Source organism: Actinoplanes xinjiangensis (assembly GCF_003148685.1).
In the GTDB taxonomy this organism is placed as follows: domain Bacteria; phylum Actinomycetota; class Actinomycetes; order Mycobacteriales; family Micromonosporaceae; genus Actinoplanes; species Actinoplanes xinjiangensis.
In genome coordinates, this window is sequence record NZ_QGGR01000003.1 from 17,703 (window position 1) to 41,504 (window position 23,802).

Below are 23,802 nucleotides of genomic sequence, written 5' to 3' on the forward strand. Positions count from 1 at the left end.
GCTCCGTTCGTACTGACGAAGGTCAGCTCTTGGTCTCGATCTGGGCCCGCAGCTTCGGGAACTCGGCCCGCACCTGCCTGGCCTTCTTGAAGTGCCACATGATCATGCCGATGCTGCCCTCGTCGGCCCAGCTGCAGACGGCCACCGCGACGCCGTCGGCGTCGGCGTCGCCGCATTTGGCGGCGCCCCCGAGTCGCCCGGTGCCGGCGTCGGTCAGGTTGGTCACCTTCAGGCCGCCGTTGCCGATGCCGGTGAAGATCCCGGAGAGTGCCACGCCGGGCAGCGGGACCTCGGTCTCGACGGCGATCGCGACGACGATGTTCTCCTTCTCGATGTCGCCGTAGAACGCGCCGAACGAGTCGCCGGCGCCGAAGTCGGCGGCGATGCTCCGCTGGAACTCCTCGGTGATGTCGGCGAACTCCTCGCCGGTGAGTTTGGGGCGGCCGCCGAGCCTGGCCGGCTCGGTGATCCGGACGGTGACCCGCGGCGCGTCGGTGGTCGGCTCGACCGCGGGCTCGGAGGTGGGCCCGGCCGTGGACCCGGTGCGCGGGCCCGCGGTACCGGCAGCGTCGACGGTCTCCTGGTCGGCGGCGTTCTTGCCGATCAGGTAGAGGGAGGTGAGGACGCCGACGCAGAGCACCAGCACGAGCGCCACCACGCTGACCACGATCGGCGTGTTCTTCGACTTCCGCGGCGGCGGGGGCGGCGGCGGGAAACCGGGCACGCCGTACTGCGGGACCGCACCGTACGGCTGGTGCGGGTCGTAGGCCGGCGGCGCGGGGTACGGCCGGGTGGGATCGGGCTGCTGCGGGTACGGCGGTGGCTGGGGTGGGCCCCAACCGGCGGGCTGCCCGCTCGTCGGATAGGCGGGGTTGTGCTCACCGGGGTGCGGCGGGTACGTCATCGACGCTCCAGGAATCGTGAAGTCGATGGATCTTATCGGTGCTCAGGGCCCCTGCACGGTCCCCCGACCGGTGACATCACACACCGCCGCGACCGGTCACCGGCATTTCCGTTCAGTCCCGGCCCGCGGCGCCGATCATGACGTACGAGCCGCGAATGTGACCTTTTCTCGGTGCCCCTGGCCGCTACTAGTTACTGGCGAGTAGCATTGCCGACACATTTGGGTTCACGCCCGCAAGGAGGCTTGCTGTGCCCCGTGAAGTACGCGAGGTCGTCTTCGTCGACGGCGTCCGCACCCCGTTCGGCAAGGCGGGCGGCATGTATGCCGAGACCCGCGCCGACGACCTGGTGATCCGCTGCATGCGCGAACTGCTCAAGCGGAATCCCAACCTCCCGCCCGAGCGGGTGGAGGAGGTCGCGATCGCGGCCACCACCCAGATCGGCGATCAGGGCCTGACCCTCGGCCGGACCGCCGCCCTGCTCTCCGGACTGCCGAAGACCACACCCGGCTACTCCGTCGACCGGATGTGCGCGGGCGCCATGACCGCCGTGACCAATGTCGCCGGCGGTATCGCGATGGGCGCGTACGACATCGCCATCGCCGGTGGCGTCGAGCACATGGGCCGGCACCCGATGGGTGAGGGCGTCGACCCCAACCCGCGGATCCTCGCCGAGAAACTGGTCGACCCGTCCGCCCTGGTGATGGGCTCGACCGCGGAGAACCTGCACGACCGGCTCCCGCACATCACCAAGGAGCGGGCCGACGCCTACGGCCTCAACAGCCAGATCAAGACCGCCAAGGCGTACGCCGACGGCAAGATCCAGCCGGACCTGGTGCCGGTCGCGATCCGCAGCGCCGAGCTGGGCTGGGGTCTGGCCACCGTCGACGAGGCCCCGCGCCAGACGTCGCTGGAGAAGCTGGCCACCCTGAAGACCCCGTTCCGCCCGCACGGCCGGGTCACCGCCGGTAACGCGGCCGGCCTGAACGACGGTGCCACCGCGGCGATCCTGGCCGACGAGGCCACCGCCCGGGAGCTGGGCCTGCCGGTCGCCATGCGGCTGGTGTCCTACGCGTTCGTCGGCGTCGAGCCGGAGATCATGGGTTACGGCCCGATCCCGTCGACCGAGAAGGCGCTGAAGAAGGCCGGTCTCACCATCGACGACATCGGCCTGTTCGAGCTGAACGAGGCCTTCGCGGTGCAGGTGCTGGCCTTCCTGGACCACTACGGCATCGCCGACGACGACCCGCGGGTCAACCCGTGGGGCGGCGCGATCGCCATCGGCCACCCGCTCGCGTCCTCGGCGATCCGCCTGATGACGCAGCTCGCCCGGCAGTTCGCCGAGCGCCCCGACGTCCGCTACGGCATCAACGCCATGTGCATCGGCATCGGCATGGGTGGCACCACCATCTGGGAGAACCCGTACTGGGAAGGCGCGGCCAAGTGATCGAGAACCCGAACGAGGTAGTCACCAAGGCGATCGTCCGCCTGGTCGCGGTACCGGGGCTGGACAAGCCGGCGGCGCTGATCACCCTCGACAACGGCTTCGACTACAAGAAGCCGAACAGCTTCGGGCCGGGCGGCCTGAAGTCGCTGGACGAGGCGATCACCACGGCCACCGCGGCGGAGCCGGCGTTCATCGCGATCACCGGTAAGCCGTACATCTTCTGTGTGGGCGCCGACATCACCGGCATGCCGCTGATCAACTCCCGCGAGCAGGCCGTCGCGCTCGGCGAGCTGGGCCACCGGGTCTTCGCGCGCCTCCGGTCCTCCACGATCCCGACCTTCGCGTTCGTCAACGGCGCGGCGATGGGCGGCGGCCTCGAGGTGGCGCTGCACTGCCACTACCGGACCGTCTCCACCGGCGCGGCCGCGCTGGCGCTGCCCGAGGTCGCGATCGGCCTGATCCCCGGCTGGGGCGGCTCGCAGATCCTGCCGAACCTGATCGGCATCGTCAACGCCGCCACGGTCATCCTGCAGAACCCGCTGACCCAGAAGCAGCTGCGGCCGAAGCAGGCCAAGGAGATGGGTGTCGCCGACGCCCTCTTCGAGGCCGCCGACTTCCTGGAGGACTCGCTGGCCTGGGCCGCCGGTGTGGTCAAGGGCGACGTCACCGTGGAGCGCCCGGAGGTCGAGCGCAAGGACTGGGACGGCGTCCTGGAGTTCGTCAAGGCGATGCTGGACGAGAAGCTGCACGGCGCCGTCCCGGCCGCCAACAAAGCCGTCGAACTGCTGGCCCTCGCCAAGACCGCCTCCTTCGAGGATGGCACCGCGGCCGAGACCGAGGCCCTCGCCGACCTCATCCTCGGTGACGAGTCGCGGGCCAGCCTGTACTCGTTCGACCTGGTGCAGCGCCGGGCCAAGCGCCCGGTCGGCGTGCCGGACAAGTCGCTGGCCCGCAAGGTCACCAAGGTCGGCATCATCGGCGCCGGCCTGATGGCCTCACAGCTGGCCCTGCTGTTCCTGCGCCGCCTCCAGGTGCCGGTCGTGCTGACCGACCTCGACCAGGAGCGGGTCGACAAGGGCGTGGGCTACGTGCACGCCGAGATCGACAAGCTGGTCGCCAAGCGCCGGATGGACGAGGGCACCGCCGCCAAGCTGCGCCAGCTCGTCAGCGGCTCGGTCGACAAGTCCGTCTTCGCCGACGCCGACTTCGTGATCGAGGCGGTCTTCGAGAACCTCGACCTCAAGAAGCAGATCTGGGCCGAGTTCGAGAAGATCGTCAAGCCCGAGGCGATCCTCGCGACCAACACCAGCTCGCTGTCGATCACCGAGATGGCGGCCGATCTGGAGCACCCGGAGCGGCTGGTCGGCTTCCACTTCTTCAACCCGGTCGCGGTCCTGCCGCTCCTGGAGATCATCCGGGGCGAGAAGACCGACGACGCCACGCTGGCCACCGCGTTCGAGGTCGGCAAGACCCTGAAGAAGTCGTCGGTGCTGGTCAAGGACGCCCCGGCGTTCGTGGTCAACCGGCTGCTCACCCGGGTCACCAGCGAGATCTTCCAGGCCGTCGACGCGGGCACCCCGCTGGACGTGGTGAACGTGGCGATGGACCCGCTGGGCCTGCCGATGCGCCCGATCGCCCTGCTCCAGCTGGTCGGCCCGGCCGTGGCGTACCACGTGGGCGAGACGCTGCACGCCGCGTTCCCGGACCGGTACGTGGACTCGCCGAACCTCAAGCGGATCGTCGACTCCAAGCTGCCGGTCATGGTGGACAAGGAGATCAACCCCGAGGTGGTGGCGCTTCTCCAGGTCGGCGACGCCCCGCTGACCGCCGACGAGGTACGCCAGAAGGCGCTCGACGGCCTGGCCGAGGAGATCCGGATCATGCTCGACGAGGGCGTGGTCGCGGAGGCACAGGACATCGACCTGTGCATGATCCTCGGCGCCGGTTACCCGTTCCACCTGGGTGGCGTCACGCCGTACCTGGACCGCAGCGGCACCGCGGAGAAGGTCACCGGCAAGCGGTTCCTGGCCGACGGGGTGGCGAACGTCCGCTCCTGATTCACATGGTGCACAACGAGTGCCCCCGCGCCCACTGAGGTGCGGGGGCACTCGTTTTCACCCGGTCAGCGGTCATCTCCCCCGCCGGTTCGTCGGTAGGATCCTCCGACATCTCAAGTTCTGGAGCATCGATGACGTACCCTCCTCACCCCGGTGAGCCGAACCCTTCCGAATACCCGCCGCCTCAGCCCCCGCAGTACGGCCAGCCGCATCAGCCCCCGCAGTACGGCCAGCAGCCCCCGCAGCCGCCGCAGTACGGCCAGCCCCAGTACGGTCAGGAGCAGCCGCCGTACGGCCAGCAGCCGCAGTTCGGCGCGCCTCCGCCGCCCGGGTTCGGCCCCGGCCCGGGTGGGTACCCGCCGGCCCCGTTCCCGCCGAAGCGCAAGTCGCGGGTCCTGCCGATCGTGCTGATCTCGCTGGGTATCGTCGCGGTCCTCTGCATCGGCGGTTTCACCGCGCTCTACCTGGTCGGCAAGAACGCGGTCGACGACGCGGCGGCGGTCACCATCACCGAGCCGTCGACGCTCGGCGGCCGGCCGAAGCTGGAGAGCCAGGAGTTCGCCGCGATCACCGCGGACATGGAGAAGAGCCTCGCCGAGTACCCGGGGGCGCAGAGCTCGTTCGGCGCCATCTACGGCGCGCCGGAGGAGGAGGACATGGTCGCCGCCCTGGCCACCAAGGCCGTGATCGCGAGCCCGCAGAAGGAGCTCGACGCCTCGTTCGAGACGTTCGGCAAGGACGCGCCGGTCAGCGGGCTGACCCAGGCCGACACGGGCACGCTGGGCGGGGTCGCGAAGTGCGGCACCAGCTCGGTCTCCGGCATCGACGTCGCGGTGTGCGGCTGGGCGGACGAGGGCAGTGTCGGCATGGTCATGTGGTTCTTCAAGAAGGCCCCGGACGTGCAGGCCGAGTTCCCCAAGGTTCGCGCCGAGATCGAGAGCAAGAAGACCAGCTGAGCGGAGGTGGGCGTTCCCCTCACCGGGTGCGGGGGACGCTCGCCGACGCCGCCACCACCGGCGTGGTGTCGGCGGCCGGCAGGGTCACCGTGACCTCCAGGCCGCCGCCGTCCTGGGCGACCGCCGAGACCGTGCCGCCGTGCGCGTCGCAGACCGCCCGCACGATCGACAGTCCCAGCCCTGAGCCGCGCGACCCGGTCCGCTCCCAGCCGCCCCGGCGAAACGGCTCGAACAGGCCCGGCACGTCGGCGGGCTCCACCTCGTACCCGGTGTTGCCGACGATCAGGCGGGCCCGGCCACCCGACGACTCGGTGCGCAACCACAGCCGGCCGAGCAGGTGGTTGTAGCGGATCGCGTTCTCGATCAGATTGCCGGCGAGCCGGTCCAGCAGGCTCGGGTCACCGACCACCGGAGCCGCCGACAGGTCCGTGGTGACCTCCAGCTTCAGCCGCTCCGCCTCGGCCTTCACCGCGGACAGCGCGTTCTGCACGCTGAGCGACAGGTCGGCGGGCACCTTACGGACCAGCCGGCGGCCGGACTGGGCCTCCGACCGGGCCAGCACCAGCAGCGCGTCGACCAGCCCGTTGGCCCGTTCCGAGGCGTTACGGACCACCTTGGCCATCCGCCGGAACTCGGCCACATCCGCCTCGTCGTCACTGAGCGTGACGTCGATCTCGGTTCGCATCACCGCGAGCGGGGTCCGCAGCTCGTGCGACGCGTTCGCCACGAATCTCTTCTGCGCCTCGAAGGCGGCTGCCAGCCGGTCCAGCATCGCGTCGAACGTCCGGGCCAGCTCGGCCACCTCGCCGTCCGATCCGGAGTAGCGGATCCGCTGGTCCAGCGTCTCCTCGCCGAGCCGCTGCGCGGTCTGGGTGACGTCACGCAGCGGGCGCAGAGCCCGGCCGGTCACCGCGTACGCCAGCGCGATCCCGACGATGCCGACCGCGGCCAGCGCGCTGAACCCCTTGATCAGCAGCTCCCGGGAGGCCTGCGCGACCATGTCGCTCTGCCACTTCCCCGCGTCCCGGGTGGTCCCGTCCTGGAGGGTCACGGTCGACCGCTGCTGCAACTCGTCGACCGGATGCAGCGACTCGCTGACCAGCAGCCAGGCCAGCAGCACCAGCACCGCCCCGGCGCCGACCAGCAGGATCCCGTTGAGCAGGGTCAGCCGCAACCGCAGGGTGGGCCGCACGTCGAACCGGAGGCCGCGGCTGCGGAGTCCGGGATAGACCGTCACGAGGCCACGACCGGCTCGGGCACCCGGTAGCCAGCCCCCACCACGGTCTCGATCAACGGTGGATCGCCGATCTTCTTGCGCAGCGTGTTGATGGTGACCCGGACGGTCGTGGTGAACGGGTCGGTGTTGGCATCCCAGACCCGCTCCAGCAGCTCCTCGCTGGAGACCACCCCGCCCTTGGCCTTGAGCAGCTCCTCGAGGACGCAGAACTCCTTGTTGGTCAGCTCCAGCGTCACCCCGCCCCGGGTCACCACCCGGCGCGACTGGTCCAGCACCAGGTTGCCGACACTCAGCACCGGCGGCGCGACCGGGGTGGCCCGCCGGCCCAGCGCCTGCACCCGGGCCACCAGCTCCTTGAAGTCGAACGGCTTGGCCAGGTAGTCGTCGGCGCCCAGCTCCAGGCCCTCCACCTTGTCCTCGACCGAGGAGCTGGCGGTCAGCATCAGCACCCGGGTCAGCGCACCCGACTCGACGAGGGCCGCGCAGATCTCGTCGCCGTGCATGCCGGGCAGGTCACGGTCGAGCACGACCACGTCGTACCGCGTCACATACGCCAGCTCGTGGCCCTGGAGGCCGTCGTAGGCGACGTCCACCGCCATCCCCTTGCGGCGCAGCCCCCGCGCGATGGCGTCGGCCATGTCACGCTCGTCTTCCACCACCAGCACCCGCACCGCGACCTCCATGCTCGTAGGTGCAGGCTACGTCAGAGGCGCCAGATCGCGATCGACGAGTCCAGCTGCCGGCAGATCAGGGTCTGCGCCGTGAACTGGCAGTCTCCGGCGATCCGCTCGGCCCGGCCGCGCACGCGCACGGTGCCCTCGGCGAGGTCGAGGACCCCGTACCGGAGGGAGTATCCGACCGCCTGATGCCGGTAGACCCAGGCGGTGCCGGGCTCGGGTCCGGGCCCGCCGCTGGTCCAGGAGCCGGCGACCGTGGTGGTCCGGCCGGTCCGCGGTTCCAGCACGGCCAGGACGGGCTCGGCCTGGCTGGTGCGGGCGGCCAGCACCCGGCCGTCGATCACCTCGGTCGAGTCGTACTCGTCGGCGTGCCAGAGGTCACGCCCGGTGGCCGGGTCGAGGATGGTGAGGCCCTCCTGGAAGTTGATCCCCACCAGGCAGATCATCGGCTTGCAGTCCTGCGGATAACCGCCCTCGGGCAACACCGGGCCGGCACGCCGCCAGCGCTCGGTCAGGGTCGCCTCGTCGTAGGCGATCGTCTCGTCCTTGCCGTACCCGGCCATCAGCAGGTCGGCCGTCGCCCAGGCCACGAAGTCCGCGCCGGGCGGCCGCGGGAGCCGGACGGTCGCGGTGGCCGCGCCGGTGTGCCCGTCGCGCGCCTCCGCCAGCCCGTCGCCGCGCACCGTGTAGATCAGCTTCGGGTAGCCCGTCCAGTAGAAGCCGGTCGACATCGTCACGTGGCCGCCGGGCGGCTGCTCGATCGACCAGCGCACCGTCCCGGTCCGTGGGTCGAGGGCCCGCCACACCGTTCGGCTGTCGGCCCGGCCCGGCGCGGTCTCCTCCTGCACCAGGAGCAGGTCATGGTCCGGGGAGACGCCGTACATGTTCGCCGTCCGCCGCCAGAGCGGCTCGCCACCACCGGGCCGGGCCGCCAGCAGCCCGGGCACGGAGGTCTGGACGTCGTTGTAGCCGAGGAGCAGCACGTCGTCGTCGAGGCCGGCGATGGCGTAGATGTCCCCCGACACCGTGACCCGGTATTCGGCCAGCATGGTCACCTCGGGCAGGTGGTAGGCCCGGATCAGATAGGTGCGCTGCACCGCGCCGATCGGCTCGGCCTCCCCGACCACGTAGAGCCGGTCCCCCTCGGCCTGGATGCGGTCACCCAGGGAGATCGGGAGCACGACCGGGCCGGGGCGGGGCTGCGGCGGTGGCCCACCGCCGCCGAGCAGCGCCACCAGGACGACGGTGAGAAGACCGAGGATCCAGCGGTACGGCAGCGGCGGCCGTGGCAGCGCGATCTCCGGCTCCCCCGGCCCACCGGGGGCCACCTCACCGAGATCGATCAGGGCATTCCGCAACGACTGCCCCCAGGTGTACGTGTAGCGGTCTCAAACCCGGTAGGCCCATACCCGCAGCCCCCGGACGTCCCGACAGACTACGTACCGGTCGTCGCCGCCGCAGTCCCCGCCCAGCCCGGCGGCGGCCCCGAGATACCGGACCTCCGTCGACCCGGGCAGCACCGCCCCGAACGCCCGTCCGCCGCCCGCCTCGTGCCGCCACAGCAGCACGGCGTGCGCGTCGAAGCCCTCCACCTCGCCGGTCCAGCCGGTGAGGTCGGCACGCGGCATCCCGGTCCCGGCATCGACGAGCAGCTCCGGCCCGTCGCCCTCGGGGCCGCTCATCAGCACCGACCCGGCCCGGTACGCCAGCTGGACCGTGGCCGGCGCCGACCAGGTGACCTGCCCGGTGTGCCGGTCCAGCACCCGGACCTCCCGGTCACCGCCGGTGCAGAGCAGGCCCGTGCAGTTGTCCGGTTCGCCGTCGGTGTGCAGATCGCGGGTCCAGAGCCGGCGCAGGGTCCGGACGTCGTAGCCGGCCTGCAACCCGGCGTCCGGATAGCCGATCAGGGCCACGTCGTCGAGCACGTCGCTGGTGCCCGGCCCGGAACCGGCCTCCTCGGGCAGTTCGGTCTCGCGCAGCACCTCGCCGGTCCGGGCGTCGCGCAGGCTCAGCCGGTCGGAGGCGGTGATCACGACGGCGGCCGGGCCGTCGCCGCCGGCCGCCTCGGCGGTCACCGAGCCGGCCGGAGCGGCCGTCCACAGCACCGCGCCGGTGGCCAGGTCGAGGCCGCGCACCTCGGTACGGACCGGCGGCTCCACGTGCGGCTGTCCGTCGGACGAGAAGTAGAGCATCCCCGGGTCGCCGGACTCCTGGTCGTAGAGGGTGCCGGGCCGGAAGATCCGGTCGGCGAGCACGGCGAGACCGTCGCCCACCGGGGTGATCCGGTTCGGGGTGGTCCACCGGATCCGCCCGGTCTCCGGGTCGAGGACCGTGCTGGATAGTCCGGCGCCGACCAGCAGCAGGTCGCCGACCCGCTGCACCCGGACCGCCCCGAAGATGCCGTTGACCGGGTCGTAGGTGGCGCTGACCGGCACCTCGACACTCCACAGCGGGTGCGGGGACGGCTGCGGCTCCCAGGCGGTGAGGGTGCGGCTCTGCCCCACGGTCGGGATGGTGAACACCCGGCCACCGGCCATCTGCAGCGACAGCTCGGCACCGGCGCCGGTGGGGATCAGGCCGAGCGGGCGCCAGAACGTGCTGCCCGGCGGGGCCGCGCCGGCGACGGCCAGCAGCAGGAGCACGGCCAGCGCCAGGCCGACCGGGCGGTAGCGCCACGGGGGCGGGGTCCGGCGCCCGGTGAGCCGCTCGGGCGGGGCGTCCCGATCCAGTTCGATCAGCGCCACGCCACAACCTTCCTGAGCGGTCACGCCGTCTCGGACCGGTAGGCCCAGACGACCAGTTCGCCGTACATCGACCGGCAGATCAGCCGCTCCGGGGCGGACTGGCACTCCCCGGTACCGGCGGGCAGCGCGGCGAGTACGCGCGGCCGGGACTGGCGCGGGGCCGCGACCGCGACCATGGTACGCGGATCCGCCCCGACCTCCCGGGTGACCAGCACCTCCCCGCCCACCGCGGTGCCGCCGAGGGGCCGCCAGCCGGTCAGGTCGACCAGCACCCGGCCGGTCTCCGGGTCGACCAGGGCGGTCGGTGAACCGGGGCCGTCGGCGTACGCGATCAGCCGCTCGCCGATCGTCTCGATGGACCGCCAGCCGGGCCGGTGCCAGCGCAGGTCACCGGTCGCCGGGTCGATGGCCCGCACCCCGTCGAGGCCGCTCAGGCAGGCGAGCGCGCCGCACGGCTGGACCTCGCCGGTGCTGCCGATCGCCCCGGTCCACAGCGGCCGCAGCGTCGCCGGGTCGAACGCGGACAGCTCGATACCGGAGGGCCCCGGGTGCCGCAGCAGGATGACTTCCCCGGCCACCAGCGGGTTGTCCGGGTCGTAGTTGGCGGCGGGCACCTTCCGCTCGGCGAGCAGGGCGCCGGTCCGGCCGTCGTACAGCTGGGCGGTCAGGTCGTCGCGGACCATCAGCATCCGGGCCGTCTCGCCGGGTGGGCCGGGCACGCTGAGCAGCACCGCGGTCGACGGCACCTCGACCCGCCAGCGGGCCCGCCCGGCGACCGGGTCGAGCGCCTCGACGGTCCGTTCCACACGGCGGCCGGTGCCGGAGGACTGGCTGCGCACCCCTTCGACCGAGAAGACCAGGCCGGTGCCCTCGAAGCTGATCACACTGCGGGTGTTGTGCCAGTGCTGGGCGCCGGTCGACAGCGAGACCGCGGTGGTGCCCGGCTCGGTGCTGCCGGCACCCCACGGGCGCAGGAGCAGCAGCCCGTCGCCGGAGCGCAGCCGGTAGACCGGGATCTGCTGGCTCACCTGCCACTGCGGGGCGCCGGTCGCCAGGTCGTAGGAGGTGAGCCGGCCGGTCGACTGGACGATCAGCTGGCCGGTCCCGGTCACCAGGTAGGGGTCGCCGGATCCGAGCTCGACCCGGGTCAGCGCCGACAGCAGCGGGGGCGGCGGCGGGCCGGAGGCGGTCAGGCCGAAGAGCATCATGGCCACGACCACGGACGGGACCAGCCAGGACGGCAGTGCGCGCCCTCCCGGCCGGTCGTACGTGATCGGCTCACCACGGTCGTAGCCGAGGTCGATGACCAGTGGCCCGCTGACGGTGTCCGCACCCATCCGCCAACGGTAACTTTTCCGTAACGAAGATGCCCAGGGGCTCAGACCCGGACTTCAGGCTCCGCGAGACGGGACACGAACTCGGTCACCTCGCGGGCCACATCCTGGGAGGTGAGCCCGAGCTCGATGAGGATCTCGGCGCGGGTGCCGTGCGGGTGGAAACCCACCGGAACGCCGAAGTCGCGCAGCGGGGTGGACACGCCCGCGTCACGCAGGGCACTCGCCACCGCGTCGCCGACACCGCCGGCCCGCACGCCATCCTCCAGCGTGACGACGGCCCGGTGCTGGGCGGCCAGACCGGTCAGCTCGATCGGCACGGGACGCACCCAGCGCGGGTCGACGACCGTCACCCCATACCCCTGCTCGGTGATCCGCTCCGCGGCCTCCAGCGCGAGGCCCACGAACGAGCCCACCGCGACCAGCAGGATGTCCGGCCGCTCGCCCTCGCGCAGCACGTCCACCTGACCGACCCGGCGGATCGCCGGGGTGTCCGGCGCGACCGAACCGGTCGGGAAGCGCACGATGGTCGGGCCGTCCTCGACCGCGACCGCCTCGCGCAGCTCCTCCCGCAGCGTCGCGGCGTCCCGCGGGGCGGCGATCCGCAGCCCCGGGACCACCCCGAAGACGCTCATGTCCCACATGCCGTAGTGGCTCGGCCCGTCCGGCCCGGTGATACCGGCCCGGTCCAGCACGAACGTCACCGGAAGACGGTGCATCGCGACATCGAGCAGGACCTGGTCGAAGGCGCGGTTGAGGAAGGTGGCGTAGACCGCCACGACCGGGTGCAGCCCGCCCATCGCCAGACCGGCCGCGGACGTCGCCGCGTGCTGCTCGGCGATGCCGACGTCGTAGGTGCGCTCCGGGTATTTGCGGGCCAGCTCGGCGATCCCGGTCGGCTCGGCCATCGCGGCGGTGATGCCCACCACGTCCAGCCGCTCGTCGGCGATCCGGACCAGCTCCTCGGCGAAGACCGCCGTCCACTTCAGCGACGGCTTGGCGGTCAGCGCGCCGGTCTGCGGGTCGAACGCGCCGGGGCCGTGCAGACAGTCCGCCTCGTCCTGCTCGGCGGGGCGGTAGCCGTAGCCCTTGCGGGTCACCGCGTGCACGATGACCGGCGCGTTGAAGCCCTTGGCCCGCCGCAGCGCCGACTCCATGGCCTGCTGGTCGTGGCCGTCGACCGGGCCGATGTACTTCAGGCCGAGGTCCTCGAACATCGGCTGCGGGCTGACCGCGTCCTTGATGCCCTTCTTGACCGCGTGCAGCACCTCGAAGACCGGCTTGCCGACCAGCGGGGTCTGCCCCAGCGCGTCCTTGACCAGGTCGAGCACCTTCTCGTAGCCCGGGTTGAGGCGCAACGTGGACAGGTGGTCGGCGAGACCGCCGATGGTCGGCGCGTAGGAGCGGCCGTTGTCGTTGACCACGATCACCAGACGGTTCCTGGTGGCCGCGATGTTGTTGAGCGCCTCCCAGCACATGCCACCGGTCAGCGCGCCGTCACCGACGACCGCGACCACGTGCCGGTCCTCGCCGCGCAGCGCGAACGCCTTGGCCAGCCCGTCGGCGTAGGACAGGGCGGTGGAGGCGTGCGAGTTCTCGATCAGGTCGTGCTCGCTCTCCGCCCGGCTCGGGTAGCCGGTCAGGCCGCCCCGCTGGCGCAGCAGGTCGAAGCCGTCCTGCCGGCCGGTCACGATCTTGTGGACATACGACTGGTGACCGGTGTCGAAGAGGATCTTGTCGCGCGGGGAGTCGAAGACCCGGTGCATGGCCAGGGTCATCTCGACCACACCGAGGTTGGGCCCCAGGTGGCCCCCGGTCCGCGAGACCTTGGCGACGAGGAAGTCACGGATCTCCGCCGCGAGCAGGGTCAGCTGCTCCGCGGTCAGTCGCTTCAGATCACCCGGATTGGTGATGCTGGACAGCAGGCCGGCCGGGGTCGAGGGGGAGTCGCTCATGAGGTTGGAGTCTATCCGCGTGAGGCGAGGACGCGACTTGAGCGAACGGACCGTCACCATTCCTCCACACAATTGGGACCTCCTCCGACCGGCGTACCGCCACACCCCGGGTGGGCGGCGGGAGGAGCCGTCCGGCATCCTGGAAGGCACGCAGCGACTGGCGGCACAGGGATGGTCGAACCATCGGGGAGCTCGTCACGGGAGTCGACCGCCTGGGCTCCCGGCTGAGGAGTCACACATGTCCACTGCTCGTCTCCTGCCCGGCGCGCCCGTCGCCGAGGCGGTCCTCGACGACGTCAAGGCCCGCGTCGCCAAGCTGAAGGACCGCGGCATCCGGCCCAGCCTCGCCACCATCCTGGTCGGCGACGACGACGCCTCCGCGGGCTACATCCGGATCAAGCAGAAACAGGCCGCCGAGCTCGGCTTCGAATCCCCGCACCAGCACCTGCCCGGCGACATCGCCCAGGCCGACCTGCACCGGGTGATCGCCGAGCTCAACGACGACAAGGGTGTGCACGGCGTCCTCATCCAGTACCCGATCCCCGGCCACCTGGACTACGACGCGGCTCTGCAGACCCTCGACCCCGACAAGGACGTCGACGGCATGCACCCGCTCAACATGGGCCGCCTCGCCGTCGGCCTGCCCGGCCCGCTCCCCTGCACCCCGGCCGGCATCGAGGCGCTCCTCGCCCACCACGGCATCCCGGTGTCCGGCCGCGAGGTCGTCATCCTCGGCCGCGGTGCCACCCTCGGCCGCCCGCTCGCCATGCTCCTCGCCCAGAAACGCCCGACCGCCAACGCCGCCGTCACGGTCGTCCACACCGGCGTCAAGGACTGGCCGCGGTACGCCCAGCGCGCCGACATCCTGATCGCCGCGGTCGGCGTCCCCGGCATCGTCAAGCCCGAGCACGTCAAGCCCGGCTCGGTGGTGATCGGCGCCGGCGTCCGCTACGAGGGCCGCCGCCTCCTGCCCGACGTCGAGGAGAGCTGCGCCGAGGTGGCCGGCGCCATCACCCCGCGGGTCGGCGGCGTGGGCCCGACGACGGTCGCGATGCTCTTCCGCAACGCGGTGGCCGCCGCCGAGAGAGCCAACCCCTGACCCCATCCGGTACGCCGTGGGCGGCCCCCTGACACACCGGGACCGTCCCGCGGCGCCGCCTCCCCCGGTCGCCGCGCGCCGGCCGGGCAGGTGCCGGCCCCCGGCCCACCGCACCCCCGGCCCACCGGCCCACCGGCTCGGATTCCGCCCGTCCGGGCGGTCAGGCCGGGACCAGGTGGGCGATGCACTCGACGTGCTGGGTCATCGGGAAGCAGTCGAAGGCGCGCAGCCTCTCCACGCGCCAGCCCAGCGAGCCGAACGTCTTCAGGTCCCGGGCGAGCGCCGCCGGATCGCACGCCACGTAGGCGATCGCACGGGGCCGGGCGGCGGCCAGGGCCCGGACCACCCGGGCGCCCGCCCCGGCCCGCGGCGGGTCGAGGACCACCAGGTCGACCGGACCGGTCACCCGGCGCCGGGCCAGGGCGACGTCCACCCGGGCCTCGACGATCTCGGCACGCGGGAGGTCGGCCAGGTTGGCGCGGGCCGCGGCCACCCCGGTCGGCGACGACTCGACGACGGTGACCCGGCCGCCGGTGCGTTCCGCGACGGCCGCGGCGAACAGGCCGGCGCCCCCGTAGAGGTCCCAGGCGGTCTCCCCCGCGGCCGGTTGCAGCATCTCCAGGACCGCGTCGACGAGCGTGTCCGCGGCCGCCGGGTGGACCTGCCAGAAGCCTTGCGGCGGGATCCGCCACGCACGGCCGGCGGCCAACTCGATCACCTCGGCCGGGCCGGCGAGACGGAACAGCGGGCCGGCCTCCGGAGCCTCGGCGAGATCGTCGCCGGGTGCGGTGCCGGATGATCCGGACGGGCGGCCGAGCACGGTGACGTCGCCACCGGTGGACGCGACCGCCTGGAGGGCGTCGACGTTGGGCCAGTCGTTGGCGAGCACGTCCAGGTCCTGGATCGCGGGATGGGCGATCCGGCACCGGTCGATCGGCACCACCTGGTGCGAGCGGTGCTGGAGCAGCCCGGGACGGCCGGCCGCGTCGATCGCGTACCGGATCCGGCTGCGCCATCCGAGCAGCCGCTCCGGGTCGTCGGCGCCGGCCCGGTCCGGGCCCGCCGGGAGCGCCTCCACCCGTACCGCGAGGTCATCGGGGTCGAGGCCGGCCAGACGGGTGAGCTGTTCCCGGACCACCTCGGTCTTCCACCGCAGCTGCGCCTCGCCGGAGGCGTGCTGGAGATCGCAGCCGCCGCAGGCGCCGGGCCGGGCGTGCGGGCACGGCGGGGTGACCCGGTCCGGGGAGGCCTCGTGGATCTCCACGGCGTCGGCCCGCAGGTACCCGCGGTGGATCTCGGTGATCTCGGCGGTGACGCGTTCGCCGGGCAGCGCGTGGCGGACGAAGACGACGCGGCCGTGCGGCCCGCCGATCCGGGCGACGCAGTGGCCGCCGTGCGCGGGCGCACCCACCACGACCTCGACCCGGTCGCCCTCGATCGGTTCCCCGGCGGACAGCCGGTCGTCGGCGACGGTCACGATTGATCACCGTCCTCCGGTTCGTCTCCGGGCTGGGCACGCGGGCCACGGGCCGGGGCCTGGCTCAGCACCCGGTCGAGGCGGTCGAGGTTGCGGTCCTGGCTGGACCGCAGCTGCCAGGGCACGCTGACGACCATGACGCCCTGTTCGAAGAGCAGCCGGCCCTTGATCCGCAGGGCGCTCTGGTTGTGCAGCAGGTTCTCCCACCAGCGGCCGACCACGTACTCCGGGACGAAGACGGTGACCACGTCGCGCGGCGAGGCCCGGCGGGTGTTCTTCACGTAGTCGATGATCGGTTTGGTGATCTCCCGGTACGGCGAGTCGACCACGGTGAGCGGTACGGGCAACTGTCGGCGCTCCCACTCGGCCTGGATGGTGCGGGTGTCGTTGTCGTCGACGTTCACGGTGACCGCGGTGAGGGTGTCCGGCCGGGTCGCCTGCGCGTAGGCGAGCGCCCGCAGAGTCGGCTGGTGCACCTTGCTGACCAGGACGATCGCGTGGTTACGGGACGGCAGGACGGGCCGCTCGTCGGTCGGCTGGAGCTCCTCGGCGACCCGGGTGTAGTGCCGGTGGATGGCCACCATCAGCGTGTAGATCACGATCATGGCGGCGATCGCGATCCACGCGCCCAGCAGGAACTTGGTGATCAGCACGACGATCAGGACCGCGGCGGTGAGGATCATGCCGAACGTGTTGATCGCCCGGGAGCGGATCATCCGGCGCCGGCGCAGCGGGTCCCGCTGGGTGCGCAGCAGCCGGTTCCAGTGCCGGATCATGCCCAGCTGGGACAGGGTGAACGACACGAACACACCCACGATGTAGAGCTGAATCAGGCGGGTGACCTCGGCCTCGAAGGCCACGATCAGCACGATCGCGGCGACCGCCAGGAAGAGGATGCCGTTGCTGAACGCCAGCCGGTCGCCGCGGGTGTGCAGCTGGCGGGGCAGGTACCGGTCCTGGGCGAGGATCGAGCCGAGCACGGGGAAGCCGTTGAAGGCGGTGTTCGCGGCCAGGAAGAGGATCAGGGCGGTGACCGCGCCGACCACGTAGAGCAGGATCGACCCGCCACCGAACACGGTCTCGGCCAGCTGGGTGGTGACGGTCTTCTGGACGTACCCCTCGGAGGCATCGTTCACGATGATCTGGAGCGTCGGGTTCTCCACGAACTTCAGGTGGGTCGCCTGCGCCAGCAGGATGATGCCGTAGAGCATCACGATCGACAGGCCACCGAGCAGCAGCAGCGTGGTCGCCGCGTTCCGGCTCTTCGGCTTCTTGAAGGCCGGCACCCCGTTGGAGATCGCCTCCACACCGGTCAGCGCCGCACAGCCCGAGGAGAACGTCCGCAACAGCAGGAAGGCGAAGGCGAACTGGCTGAGATGGTCCTCCTCCGCCACGATCGTCAGGTCCGCGCTGGGCGCCCGCAGATCGTCGCCCAGGATGAAGACCCGGACCAGCCCGGTGCCGATCATCCCGACGATGACCAGGATGAACAGATAGGTGGGTACGGCGAAGGCCACCCCCGACTCCCGCAGGCCCCGCAGGTTGAGCGCGCTGAGCAGGAAGATCGCCGCCATCGCGATGATCACCTTGTGCTCGGCCACCCACGGGATCACCGAGCCGAGGTTCGTCACCCCGGAGGAGATCGACACCGCGACCGTGAGGATGTAGTCGACGAGCAGCGCGCTGGCCACCCCCAGCCCGGCCTTCGGCCCGAGGTTGACCGTGGCCACCTCGTAGTCGCCGCCGCCGGACGGGTAGGCGTGCACGTTCTGCCGGTAGCTGGCGACCACCGTCACCATGACCACTGCCACGGCGAGGGTCACCCAGGGCGAATACATGTACGCGGCCGCGCCGGCGATCGAGAGCGTCAGCAGGATCTCGTCGGGTGCGTACGCCACGCTGGAGAGCGCGTCGCTCGCGAAGACGGGAAGGGCGATCCGCTTGGGCAGCAGCGTGTGCTGAAGCTTGTCCGAGCGGAACGGTCGTCCCAGGAGCAGCCGTTTGGCTAGAGAGGTGGTACTCGCCACGAGTGCCAAGCGTACGGGCGGACCTTCGGGCGCGTGGCCCGCCCCGGACAGCGTCCCTGTGCGGGGCATGGGAGGCTCACACTGGTCCGTAGAGATTCGGGAGGGCACGAACCGTGCACGTGGTCATCATGGGGTGCGGCCGGCTCGGTTCGACGCTGGCCCAGAAGCTCGACGCCCAGGGCCATCAGGTCGTCGTGATCGACCGCGACGCGGAGGCGTTCCGCCGCCTCGGTGACGGCTTCGGTGGTGTCACCGTGACCGGCATCGGCTTCGACCGGGACGTGCTGCGGACCGCCGGCGTCGAGCGGGCCGACGCGTTCGCCGCCGTCTCCAGCGGCGACAACTCCAACATCATCTCGGCCCGGCTGGCCCGCGAGACGTTCGGCGTCTCCCGCGTGGTGGCCCGGATCTACGACTCCCGGCGCGCGCAGGTCTACGAGCGCCTCGGCATCCCGACCATCGCCACGATCCGCTGGGCCGCCGACCGGATGTACCGGTTCCTCGTGCCGGACCAGCGGGTCGAGGTGTTCCGCGACCCGACCAGCGTGATCAGCATCGTGGAGACCCCGCTGCACCGCGACTGGATCGGCCGCACCGTCAAGGCGCTGGAGGACCGGACCGGCGCGCGGGTCGCCTACCTGGCCCGGTTCGGCGTGGGCACCCTGGCGCAGCCGTCCACCGTCCTGCAAGACGGTGACCAGGTCTACATGCTGGTCACCGACGAGACCGTGGATCAGGTGCTGGACATCGCCCAGGGTGCCGACAAGGAAGGGAACTGACCGTGCGCATCGCCATCGCCGGAGCCGGCAACGTGGGCCGGTCCATCGCCCAGGAGCTGATCGGCAACGGGCACGAGGTCATGCTGATCGAGCGGCACCCCCGGCAGCTCTGCCCGGAGCGGGTGCCGCAGGCACGGTGGGTGCTCGCCGACGCCTGTGAGCTGAGCAGCCTGGAGGAGGCGGACCTCGCCGGCTGCGACGTGGTGGTCGCCGCCACCGGTGACGACAAGGCCAACCTGGTGGTGTCGCTGCTGGCCAAGACCGAGTTCGCGGTGCCCCGGGTGGTCGCCCGGGTCAATCGGGCCGAGAACGAGTGGCTCTTCACCGAGCAGTGGGGCGTCGACGTCGCGGTGAGCAAGCCCCGCCTGATGGCCGCCCTGGTCGAGGAGGCGGTGACGGTCGGCGACCTGGTCCGGCTGATGACCTTCCGGCAGGGCGAGGCGAACCTCGTCGAGATCACCCTGCCGAAGGACGCGCCCTACGAGGGCCAGCCGGTGCGGTCGGTGCCGATGCCACGAGACTCCGCCCTGGTCGCGATCCTGCGTGGCAAGCGGGTGCTGGTGCCGACGCCGGACGACCCGCTGGAGTCCGGCGACGAGCTGATCTTCGTGTGCACCAGCGAGGTCGAGGACCAGGTCCGCGCCGTGGTGCTAGGCGACCGGGGTCTCCCGCCGCTGGGCTGACGTCACCCGGTGGATCGCCCAGATGGTGAAGGCGAAGGTCGCGGCGTAGATCGGCCAGCTCACCAGGATCCGGACGACGCCGATCGCGTTCGCCTCACCCATCAGGTAGAGCACGAACTGGATGCCGGCCCGCACGGTCAGGGAGACGGCCCAGAGCACGGTCAGCCACTGGAAGGTACGGAACAGCCGGGAGTTGCCGAACCAGTCCTGCCGGCCCTTGTTGGCCATGATGCCCCAGGCGTACCCGATGAGGGGTTTGCGGAAGGCCACCGAGACCAGCAGCGCCGCGGCCTGGCCGAAGGTGAGCAGGATGCCGGGCAGGTAGAAGTTCTTCGCGTCGCCGGTACGCCAGGCGAGCCACGCGCCGAGCGCGATGCCGAAGAGACCGTTCACCGCGTGCCGGATCGGCTGCCGGCGGACCAGCCGGACACCGCCGATGGCGAGTGCCGAGCCGACCGAGCCGATGATCGCCCAGAGCAGCGCCTGGCGTTTCTCCAGGCCCACCACCTCCAGGCTGAGCAGCACGTTGAGCAGCACGAAGGTGAGCACCGGGACGCTCGACTCGATCAGGCCGCGCACACCGCCGAGCTGCTCGGCGATCTGCTCGCTCATCGACGGGAAGGGCTCCTCGTCGCCGGGCCGCCCCTTGGTGACCGGGTGCAGATCCTGCTCCGCGATGATCTCCGCGGCCAGTTTCTCCTCGGCGTCCCCGACGAGCTCGGCGATCCGCTCCTCGACCGACTCGTGCGCGGCGTGACGCGGGTCGCTTCCGGGTGTCACCGGGGCGCCTCCAGCTCGTAGTAGGGGTTGTAGATCACCTTGCGGTCGTCCCGGATCGCGATCCGGCCTCGCGCGGTGAGCTGCCGCCCCGGTTCGATGCCGGCGATGGACCGGCGCCCCAGGAAGACCAGCGTGACCACGTCGCTGCCGTCGTAGAGGTCGGCTTCCAGCGTAGGCAGATTGGTGCGTGGAGTGTACGCCACCGTGCGCAGCCGCCCCGACACCGAAACGACCTGCCCACGGCGGCAGTCACCGGCCGGGACGGCGCCGCACTTGGCGCTGTCCCGCTGGAGCTCCTCCGCGTCCAGCTCCGAGTCGGTCGCCGTCAGCCGGCTCAGGAACCTGCGGAATCCGGTGCGCTCTTCGGTCGTCATGACTTCGCTGTCACCCTTCGTCGACGCGACGCAGTGTGCGCGTGTGCTCGACGACCACGCTACGCCCGAAACGCCGTGGTGATCTAGGTCACTGGAGGGGATTGCCGTTGGCACCCTGCTGGGCCGCGGCCTGGCCCTGCTCGGCCATCTCCTTCGGCAGACGCATCGGCAGCGGCTCGCGCACCGGCCGGGGCTCGTTGTCGCGGACCACGACCAGCCCGGACAGCACCTCGCCGAGAGCACCCTCGCGCCCCGGGTCGGAGGCGGCCGCACCCTGGTAGAGCGCCCGGACCATCCACCGCGGCCCGTCCACGCCGACGAACCGCACTTCGGCCGGCCCCTCCGGGGTGTTCACCCGGGCCACCAGCTCCACGCCGTACCGCCCGTCGACCTCGCGCGGGGTGACACCGTCGGCGGCCATCGCGCCGGCGATCTCCTCGCGGACCTCGCCCCAGATGCCCTCGGTCTTCGGCGCGGCGAAGACGCCCAGTTGCAGGGCACTCTCCCCGTCGACCAGGACGACCTGCTCCACGCCGCCGTCCGGGTTGGCCTGCACCCGGACCTCGACGCCCTCGATCGCGGGGATCTGGAGGCTGCCCAGGTCGAGCCGCTGCACGCCGTCCGGCGCGTGCCGGGCGTCCCAGGGGCCGAACTCGGGCGCCGGCGGCTCACCGTCGGAGGCGAGGCTGTCGGCGAGCGCCTTGGAGGGCGGCGCGTCAGCCGACCGGACGTGCTTCGCGGCACCGCGCTTACGGGAGAACATCTACTGCCAGCCTTTCCTTTTCGCAAAGCTCAGAGGGCCTGATGGCCGCCGGTCGAACCGTGGCCGCCCGTGCCGCGCACGGTGTCGGCGAGGGTGTCCACGACGTGGAACGCCGCCCGCTCCACCCGCTGGATCACGAGCTGGGCGATCCGGTCGCCCCGCGAGATCTTGACGGTGTTCGCCCGATCGTGATTGATCAGATTCACCAGAATCTCGCCACGGTAACCGGCGTCGACCGTACCGGGCGCGTTGAGGACCGTCACCCCCAGTCGCGCCGCCAACCCGGAGCGCGGGTGCACCAGCCCCACGTAGCCGTCCGGGAGCGCGATCGCGACACCGGTGCGGACCTTGACGCGGGCACCCGGCGCGATCTCCGCCTCCTCGGCCGCCACCAGGTCGGCACCGGCGTCGCCGGGATGCGCGTAGGCCGGCAGGGGCAGATCCGGGTCGATCCGGAGGACCTGCACGATCACATCGGTCACGGCGGGGGTTCCTTCACTGGGGTACTGCGGGCGGCACCTACCCTGCCATCCTGCCGCGTCCGGCCTCGGAGGCGCGCCGTACTCTTCGAAGGGTGACACCCGAGTCCCCGGCCCGCACGGTGGCGGCCCATCAGGAACGGCTGAGCCTCCCGTGGTGGGCCTGGCCGGCCACGCTCGCGGCCGGTGCGATCCTGGCGACCGAGCTGACGCTGGGGCTCCCCGAGGTGCCCATCTGGCTGCCCTACGTGGTGGTGCTCCCGCTCAGCCTGCTGATCCTGGTCCCGATGGACCGGCTGCGTGTCGAGGTGACCGCCGACGAGTTCCGGGCCGACGACGCCCGGCTGCCGGTGCGGTTCGTCTCCGGGGTGGTGGCGCTGGACGCCGCGGGCAAGCGTGAGGCGCTGGGCGTCGGCTCGCACCCGCTGGCCTTCGTGGTGCAGCGCGCCTGGATCGGCCCGGCCGTGCAGGTGCTGCTCGACGATCCGGACGACCCGACCCCGTTCTGGGTGGTGAGCACCCGCCGGCCGGTCGAGCTGGCGACCGCCCTGCTCGAGGTCAGTCGCCGAGCGCGCGCCGAGCGGGCGTGACCGCCGGGGGTCCCGACTTGCGCAGATCGGCGTGCACGCTCTCGCCGACCTGCCGGGTGGCCCGGCCGTTGAGGTAACTGGCGACCGCCGCACCGGTCAGCATCGGGCCGAACGTGGTGAGGTTGCGCCCGAACCGCTTCATCAGCGACTTCTGCAACTCCTTGCGCGCCGCCGTGCCGAGCACCGTGGCCACCCCGACCCCGGGGACCAGCGGGTTCACCCCCCGCCGGCCGGACCAGGCCTCGACCAGCTTCAGCGCCCGCTCGCCGACGGTGCCGGTGATCGGGCGGCCGTAGATCTCGTGGAGCTCGCCGATGAGCTTGATCTCGATCGCCACCACCGCCACCGTCTCGGTGGCCAGTAGCACGGGCGCCGAGAGCAGCGTCGGGGCGGCGACCCACTGGACCGAGGCGATGCCGCCCCCGGCCGCACCCACCCCCGCCGTGGCGCGGGTGGCGTTCCGGATCAGGCGCTCGGCCAGCTCCGTGTCGTCCAGGCCGGGGAAGTGCCGGAGCAGGGTCGCCCGGTCCCGGACCGGGACGTGCGGGGCCACCTCGGTGACCCGATCGGTGATCCAGCGCAGAGCCGTCTTCGGCCGGAACAGGCGTCCCACGTCGCGGCCGCGGACCTGCCCGGCGAGCCGGCCGAGCAGCCGGCGCCGGCCTCCGGGCTCCAGGTCGTCCGCGGTGAGGGCCGCCACGGTGCGGCCCACGTCCTCCGGTGTACCGGTGGTTGCGGAAACGGTCTCGGCACCGGGCTCGGTGGCACGATCCGGCTGGCTCATCGTCGTCCTTCCCGTCGTCGTCACCGGCATCTGTGCCCGGTCACGCCCCTGGGTCAAACCCCCCTGTCAAACCCCCTGTCGAACCCCCGTGAACGCCGTACGCCCGACCGCGGCCGCCGCGATCGGGTGATGTGGCGCGCTGCGCGCGAGTGCGCTCAGGCGCACTCGCGGCAGATCAGCTCCCCGTTTCGTTCCACCGCGAGCTGGCTGCGGTGGTGCACGAGGAAACAGCGGGAGCAGCGGAACTCGTCGGTCTGCATCGGCAGCACCTTGACGGTGAGCTCCTCGTCGGCGAGGTCGGCGCCGGGCAGCTCGAAGCTCTCCGCAACCTCGACCTCGTCGACGTCCACTGCGCCCGACTGCGAGTCGGCGCGGCGGGCCTTGAGCTCCTCCAGGCTGTCCTCGCCGAGGTCGACCTCATCGCGACGCGGGGCGTCGTAGTCGGTGGCCATCGGTCTTCACTCTCCTGTATCGATGTGTCACTTGGCGTTTGTAACGCCATTGGCAGGGTTTCGGTTCCCGGTTCCGCTGGACGATTTCTGACACCCGTTCGGACATCGGAAAACCGCCCCCGGTGGGCGCGGAACATTACCGCTGACGCGGCAGGCTTGTACGCACTCCGGCGGCACATTGTTCCTGATGTGACCGAGGCGACATC

22 protein-coding genes and 1 riboswitch are annotated in these 23,802 nt (G+C 71.8%); of the genes, 7 read left to right on the top strand and 15 right to left on the bottom strand.

Going from position 1 to position 23,802, the window contains the following annotated elements; translation table 11 throughout:
* Positions 1–22 precede the first annotated feature (22 nt).
* A complete protein-coding gene (locus BC793_RS07025) occupies positions 23–904 on the bottom strand; it encodes a hypothetical protein (protein ID WP_109590484.1) in 882 nt (293 codons plus the stop codon).
* Between the two features lie 248 nt (positions 905–1,152).
* On the opposite strand from BC793_RS07025, the gene BC793_RS07030 reads away from it, so the two are divergent.
* The 3 genes from BC793_RS07030 to BC793_RS07040 all read left to right on the top strand — a co-directional run bounded on the left by BC793_RS07030 (position 1,153) and on the right by BC793_RS07040 (position 5,362).
* Entirely contained in the window at positions 1,153–2,349 is a 1,197-nt protein-coding gene (locus BC793_RS07030) for a thiolase family protein (protein WP_109590486.1), read from the top strand.
* Positions 2,346–4,406, top strand: coding sequence for a 3-hydroxyacyl-CoA dehydrogenase NAD-binding domain-containing protein (locus BC793_RS07035; protein WP_109590488.1), 2,061 nt, complete (start codon positions 2,346–2,348; stop codon positions 4,404–4,406). Before BC793_RS07030 ends, BC793_RS07035 begins: the two co-directional genes overlap by 4 nt.
* 131 nt (positions 4,407–4,537) lie before the next feature.
* Positions 4,538–5,362, top strand: coding sequence for a hypothetical protein (locus tag BC793_RS07040; protein WP_109590490.1), 825 nt, complete (start codon positions 4,538–4,540; stop codon positions 5,360–5,362).
* A gap of 19 nt (positions 5,363–5,381) precedes the next feature.
* On the opposite strand, the gene BC793_RS07045 is transcribed toward BC793_RS07040, so the two are convergent.
* From BC793_RS07045 to dxs, 6 genes are read right to left on the bottom strand one after another with little or no spacing between them, the layout of a single operon-like run.
* Complete coding sequence (locus BC793_RS07045; protein WP_203896029.1) at positions 5,382–6,599, bottom strand: sensor histidine kinase; 1,218 nt, start codon at positions 6,597–6,599, stop codon at positions 5,382–5,384.
* On the bottom strand, positions 6,596–7,270 hold the full coding sequence (locus BC793_RS07050; protein ID WP_109591430.1) for a response regulator transcription factor: 675 nt from the start codon (positions 7,268–7,270) through the stop codon (positions 6,596–6,598). Before BC793_RS07050 ends, BC793_RS07045 begins: the two co-directional genes overlap by 4 nt.
* 32 nt (positions 7,271–7,302) lie before the next feature.
* Positions 7,303–8,634 carry a PQQ-binding-like beta-propeller repeat protein gene (locus tag BC793_RS07055; RefSeq protein ID WP_109590492.1) on the bottom strand — a complete coding sequence of 444 codons (1,332 nt, stop codon included), beginning with the start codon at positions 8,632–8,634 and terminating at the stop codon, positions 7,303–7,305.
* A 30-nt stretch (positions 8,635–8,664) separates the two neighbouring features.
* Complete coding sequence (locus BC793_RS07060) at positions 8,665–10,020, bottom strand: outer membrane protein assembly factor BamB family protein (protein ID WP_109590494.1); 1,356 nt, start codon at positions 10,018–10,020, stop codon at positions 8,665–8,667.
* A 20-nt stretch (positions 10,021–10,040) separates the two neighbouring features.
* Complete coding sequence (locus BC793_RS07065; protein WP_109590496.1) at positions 10,041–11,357, bottom strand: outer membrane protein assembly factor BamB family protein; 1,317 nt, start codon at positions 11,355–11,357, stop codon at positions 10,041–10,043.
* Positions 11,358–11,398: 41 nt separating this feature from the next.
* Positions 11,399–13,309 carry a 1-deoxy-D-xylulose-5-phosphate synthase gene (gene dxs, locus BC793_RS07070; RefSeq protein ID WP_109590498.1) on the bottom strand — a complete coding sequence of 637 codons (1,911 nt, stop codon included), beginning with the start codon at positions 13,307–13,309 and terminating at the stop codon, positions 11,399–11,401.
* Positions 13,310–13,452: 143 nt separating this feature from the next.
* A riboswitch (ZMP/ZTP riboswitch) is annotated at positions 13,453–13,534 on the top strand.
* Positions 13,535–13,547: 13 nt separating this feature from the next.
* On the opposite strand from dxs, the gene BC793_RS07075 reads away from it, so the two are divergent.
* Positions 13,548–14,408, top strand: coding sequence for a bifunctional 5,10-methylenetetrahydrofolate dehydrogenase/5,10-methenyltetrahydrofolate cyclohydrolase (locus BC793_RS07075; protein WP_109590500.1), 861 nt, complete (start codon positions 13,548–13,550; stop codon positions 14,406–14,408).
* Positions 14,409–14,568: 160 nt separating this feature from the next.
* Here the strand turns inward: BC793_RS07075 and BC793_RS07080 are convergent, their stop codons facing one another.
* The gene (locus tag BC793_RS07080) at positions 14,569–15,885 is read right to left on the bottom strand and encodes a class I SAM-dependent RNA methyltransferase (RefSeq protein WP_239169685.1); all 1,317 of its coding nucleotides are present in this window, start codon (positions 15,883–15,885) and stop codon (positions 14,569–14,571) included.
* Entirely contained in the window at positions 15,882–17,912 is a 2,031-nt protein-coding gene (locus BC793_RS07085) for an APC family permease (RefSeq protein ID WP_239169686.1), read from the bottom strand. Before BC793_RS07085 ends, BC793_RS07080 begins: the two co-directional genes overlap by 4 nt.
* Positions 17,913–18,025: 113 nt before the next feature.
* Between BC793_RS07085 and BC793_RS07090 the strand changes: the two genes are divergently transcribed.
* Both BC793_RS07090 and BC793_RS07095 read left to right on the top strand, forming a co-directional pair.
* Complete coding sequence (locus BC793_RS07090) at positions 18,026–18,691, top strand: potassium channel family protein (RefSeq protein ID WP_109590504.1); 666 nt, start codon at positions 18,026–18,028, stop codon at positions 18,689–18,691.
* Positions 18,688–19,374 (top strand): potassium channel family protein, encoded by a 687-nt coding sequence (locus BC793_RS07095; protein ID WP_170167215.1) that lies wholly within the window; start codon positions 18,688–18,690, stop codon positions 19,372–19,374. The genes BC793_RS07090 and BC793_RS07095 overlap by 4 nt, the downstream gene beginning before the upstream one ends.
* Here the strand turns inward: BC793_RS07095 and BC793_RS07100 are convergent.
* The 4 genes from BC793_RS07100 to dut all read right to left on the bottom strand — a co-directional run bounded on the left by BC793_RS07100 (position 19,342) and on the right by dut (position 21,773).
* Complete coding sequence (locus tag BC793_RS07100; protein ID WP_109590508.1) at positions 19,342–20,154, bottom strand: DUF3159 domain-containing protein; 813 nt, start codon at positions 20,152–20,154, stop codon at positions 19,342–19,344. The two genes, BC793_RS07095 and BC793_RS07100, sit on opposite strands and share 33 nt — an antisense overlap.
* Entirely contained in the window at positions 20,151–20,528 is a 378-nt protein-coding gene (locus BC793_RS07105; RefSeq protein WP_109590510.1) for an OB-fold nucleic acid binding domain-containing protein, read from the bottom strand. The genes BC793_RS07100 and BC793_RS07105 overlap by 4 nt, the downstream gene beginning before the upstream one ends.
* Before the next feature lie 88 nt (positions 20,529–20,616).
* Positions 20,617–21,291, bottom strand: a complete 675-nt coding sequence (locus BC793_RS07110) for a DUF3710 domain-containing protein (RefSeq protein WP_109590512.1) — start codon at positions 21,289–21,291, stop codon at positions 20,617–20,619.
* 29 nt (positions 21,292–21,320) lie between these two features.
* Positions 21,321–21,773, bottom strand: coding sequence for a dUTP diphosphatase (gene dut / locus BC793_RS07115; RefSeq protein WP_109590514.1), 453 nt, complete (start codon positions 21,771–21,773; stop codon positions 21,321–21,323).
* 92 nt (positions 21,774–21,865) lie between these two features.
* Here dut and BC793_RS07120 point away from each other — a divergent pair, with 92 nt between their 5' ends.
* Positions 21,866–22,360, top strand: a complete 495-nt coding sequence (locus tag BC793_RS07120; RefSeq protein ID WP_109590516.1) for a DUF3093 domain-containing protein — start codon at positions 21,866–21,868, stop codon at positions 22,358–22,360.
* Here the strand turns inward: BC793_RS07120 and BC793_RS07125 are convergent.
* Entirely contained in the window at positions 22,329–23,144 is an 816-nt protein-coding gene (locus tag BC793_RS07125; protein WP_109590518.1) for a hypothetical protein, read from the bottom strand. The genes BC793_RS07120 and BC793_RS07125 overlap by 32 nt on opposite strands.
* Before the next feature lie 155 nt (positions 23,145–23,299).
* Complete coding sequence (locus BC793_RS07130; RefSeq protein ID WP_045743100.1) at positions 23,300–23,596, bottom strand: DUF4193 domain-containing protein; 297 nt, start codon at positions 23,594–23,596, stop codon at positions 23,300–23,302.
* Positions 23,597–23,802: the final 206 nt, after the last annotated feature.

Coding starts and splice junctions, on each gene's coding strand:
- BC793_RS07025 (WP_109590484.1), bottom strand. CDS start 904: ATGACGTACCCGCCGCACCCCGGTGAGCACAACCCCGCCTATCCGACG.
- BC793_RS07040 (WP_109590490.1), top strand. CDS start 4,538: ATGACGTACCCTCCTCACCCCGGTGAGCCGAACCCTTCCGAATACCCG.
- BC793_RS07065 (WP_109590496.1), bottom strand. CDS start 11,357: ATGGGTGCGGACACCGTCAGCGGGCCACTGGTCATCGACCTCGGCTAC.
- dxs (WP_109590498.1), bottom strand. CDS start 13,309: ATGAGCGACTCCCCCTCGACCCCGGCCGGCCTGCTGTCCAGCATCACC.
- BC793_RS07075 (WP_109590500.1), top strand. CDS start 13,548: ATGTCCACTGCTCGTCTCCTGCCCGGCGCGCCCGTCGCCGAGGCGGTC.
- BC793_RS07105 (WP_109590510.1), bottom strand. CDS start 20,528: ATGACGACCGAAGAGCGCACCGGATTCCGCAGGTTCCTGAGCCGGCTG.
- BC793_RS07110 (WP_109590512.1), bottom strand. CDS start 21,291: ATGTTCTCCCGTAAGCGCGGTGCCGCGAAGCACGTCCGGTCGGCTGAC.
- BC793_RS07125 (WP_109590518.1), bottom strand. CDS start 23,144: ATGAGCCAGCCGGATCGTGCCACCGAGCCCGGTGCCGAGACCGTTTCC.
- BC793_RS07130 (WP_045743100.1), bottom strand. CDS start 23,596: ATGGCCACCGACTACGACGCCCCGCGTCGCGATGAGGTCGACCTCGGC.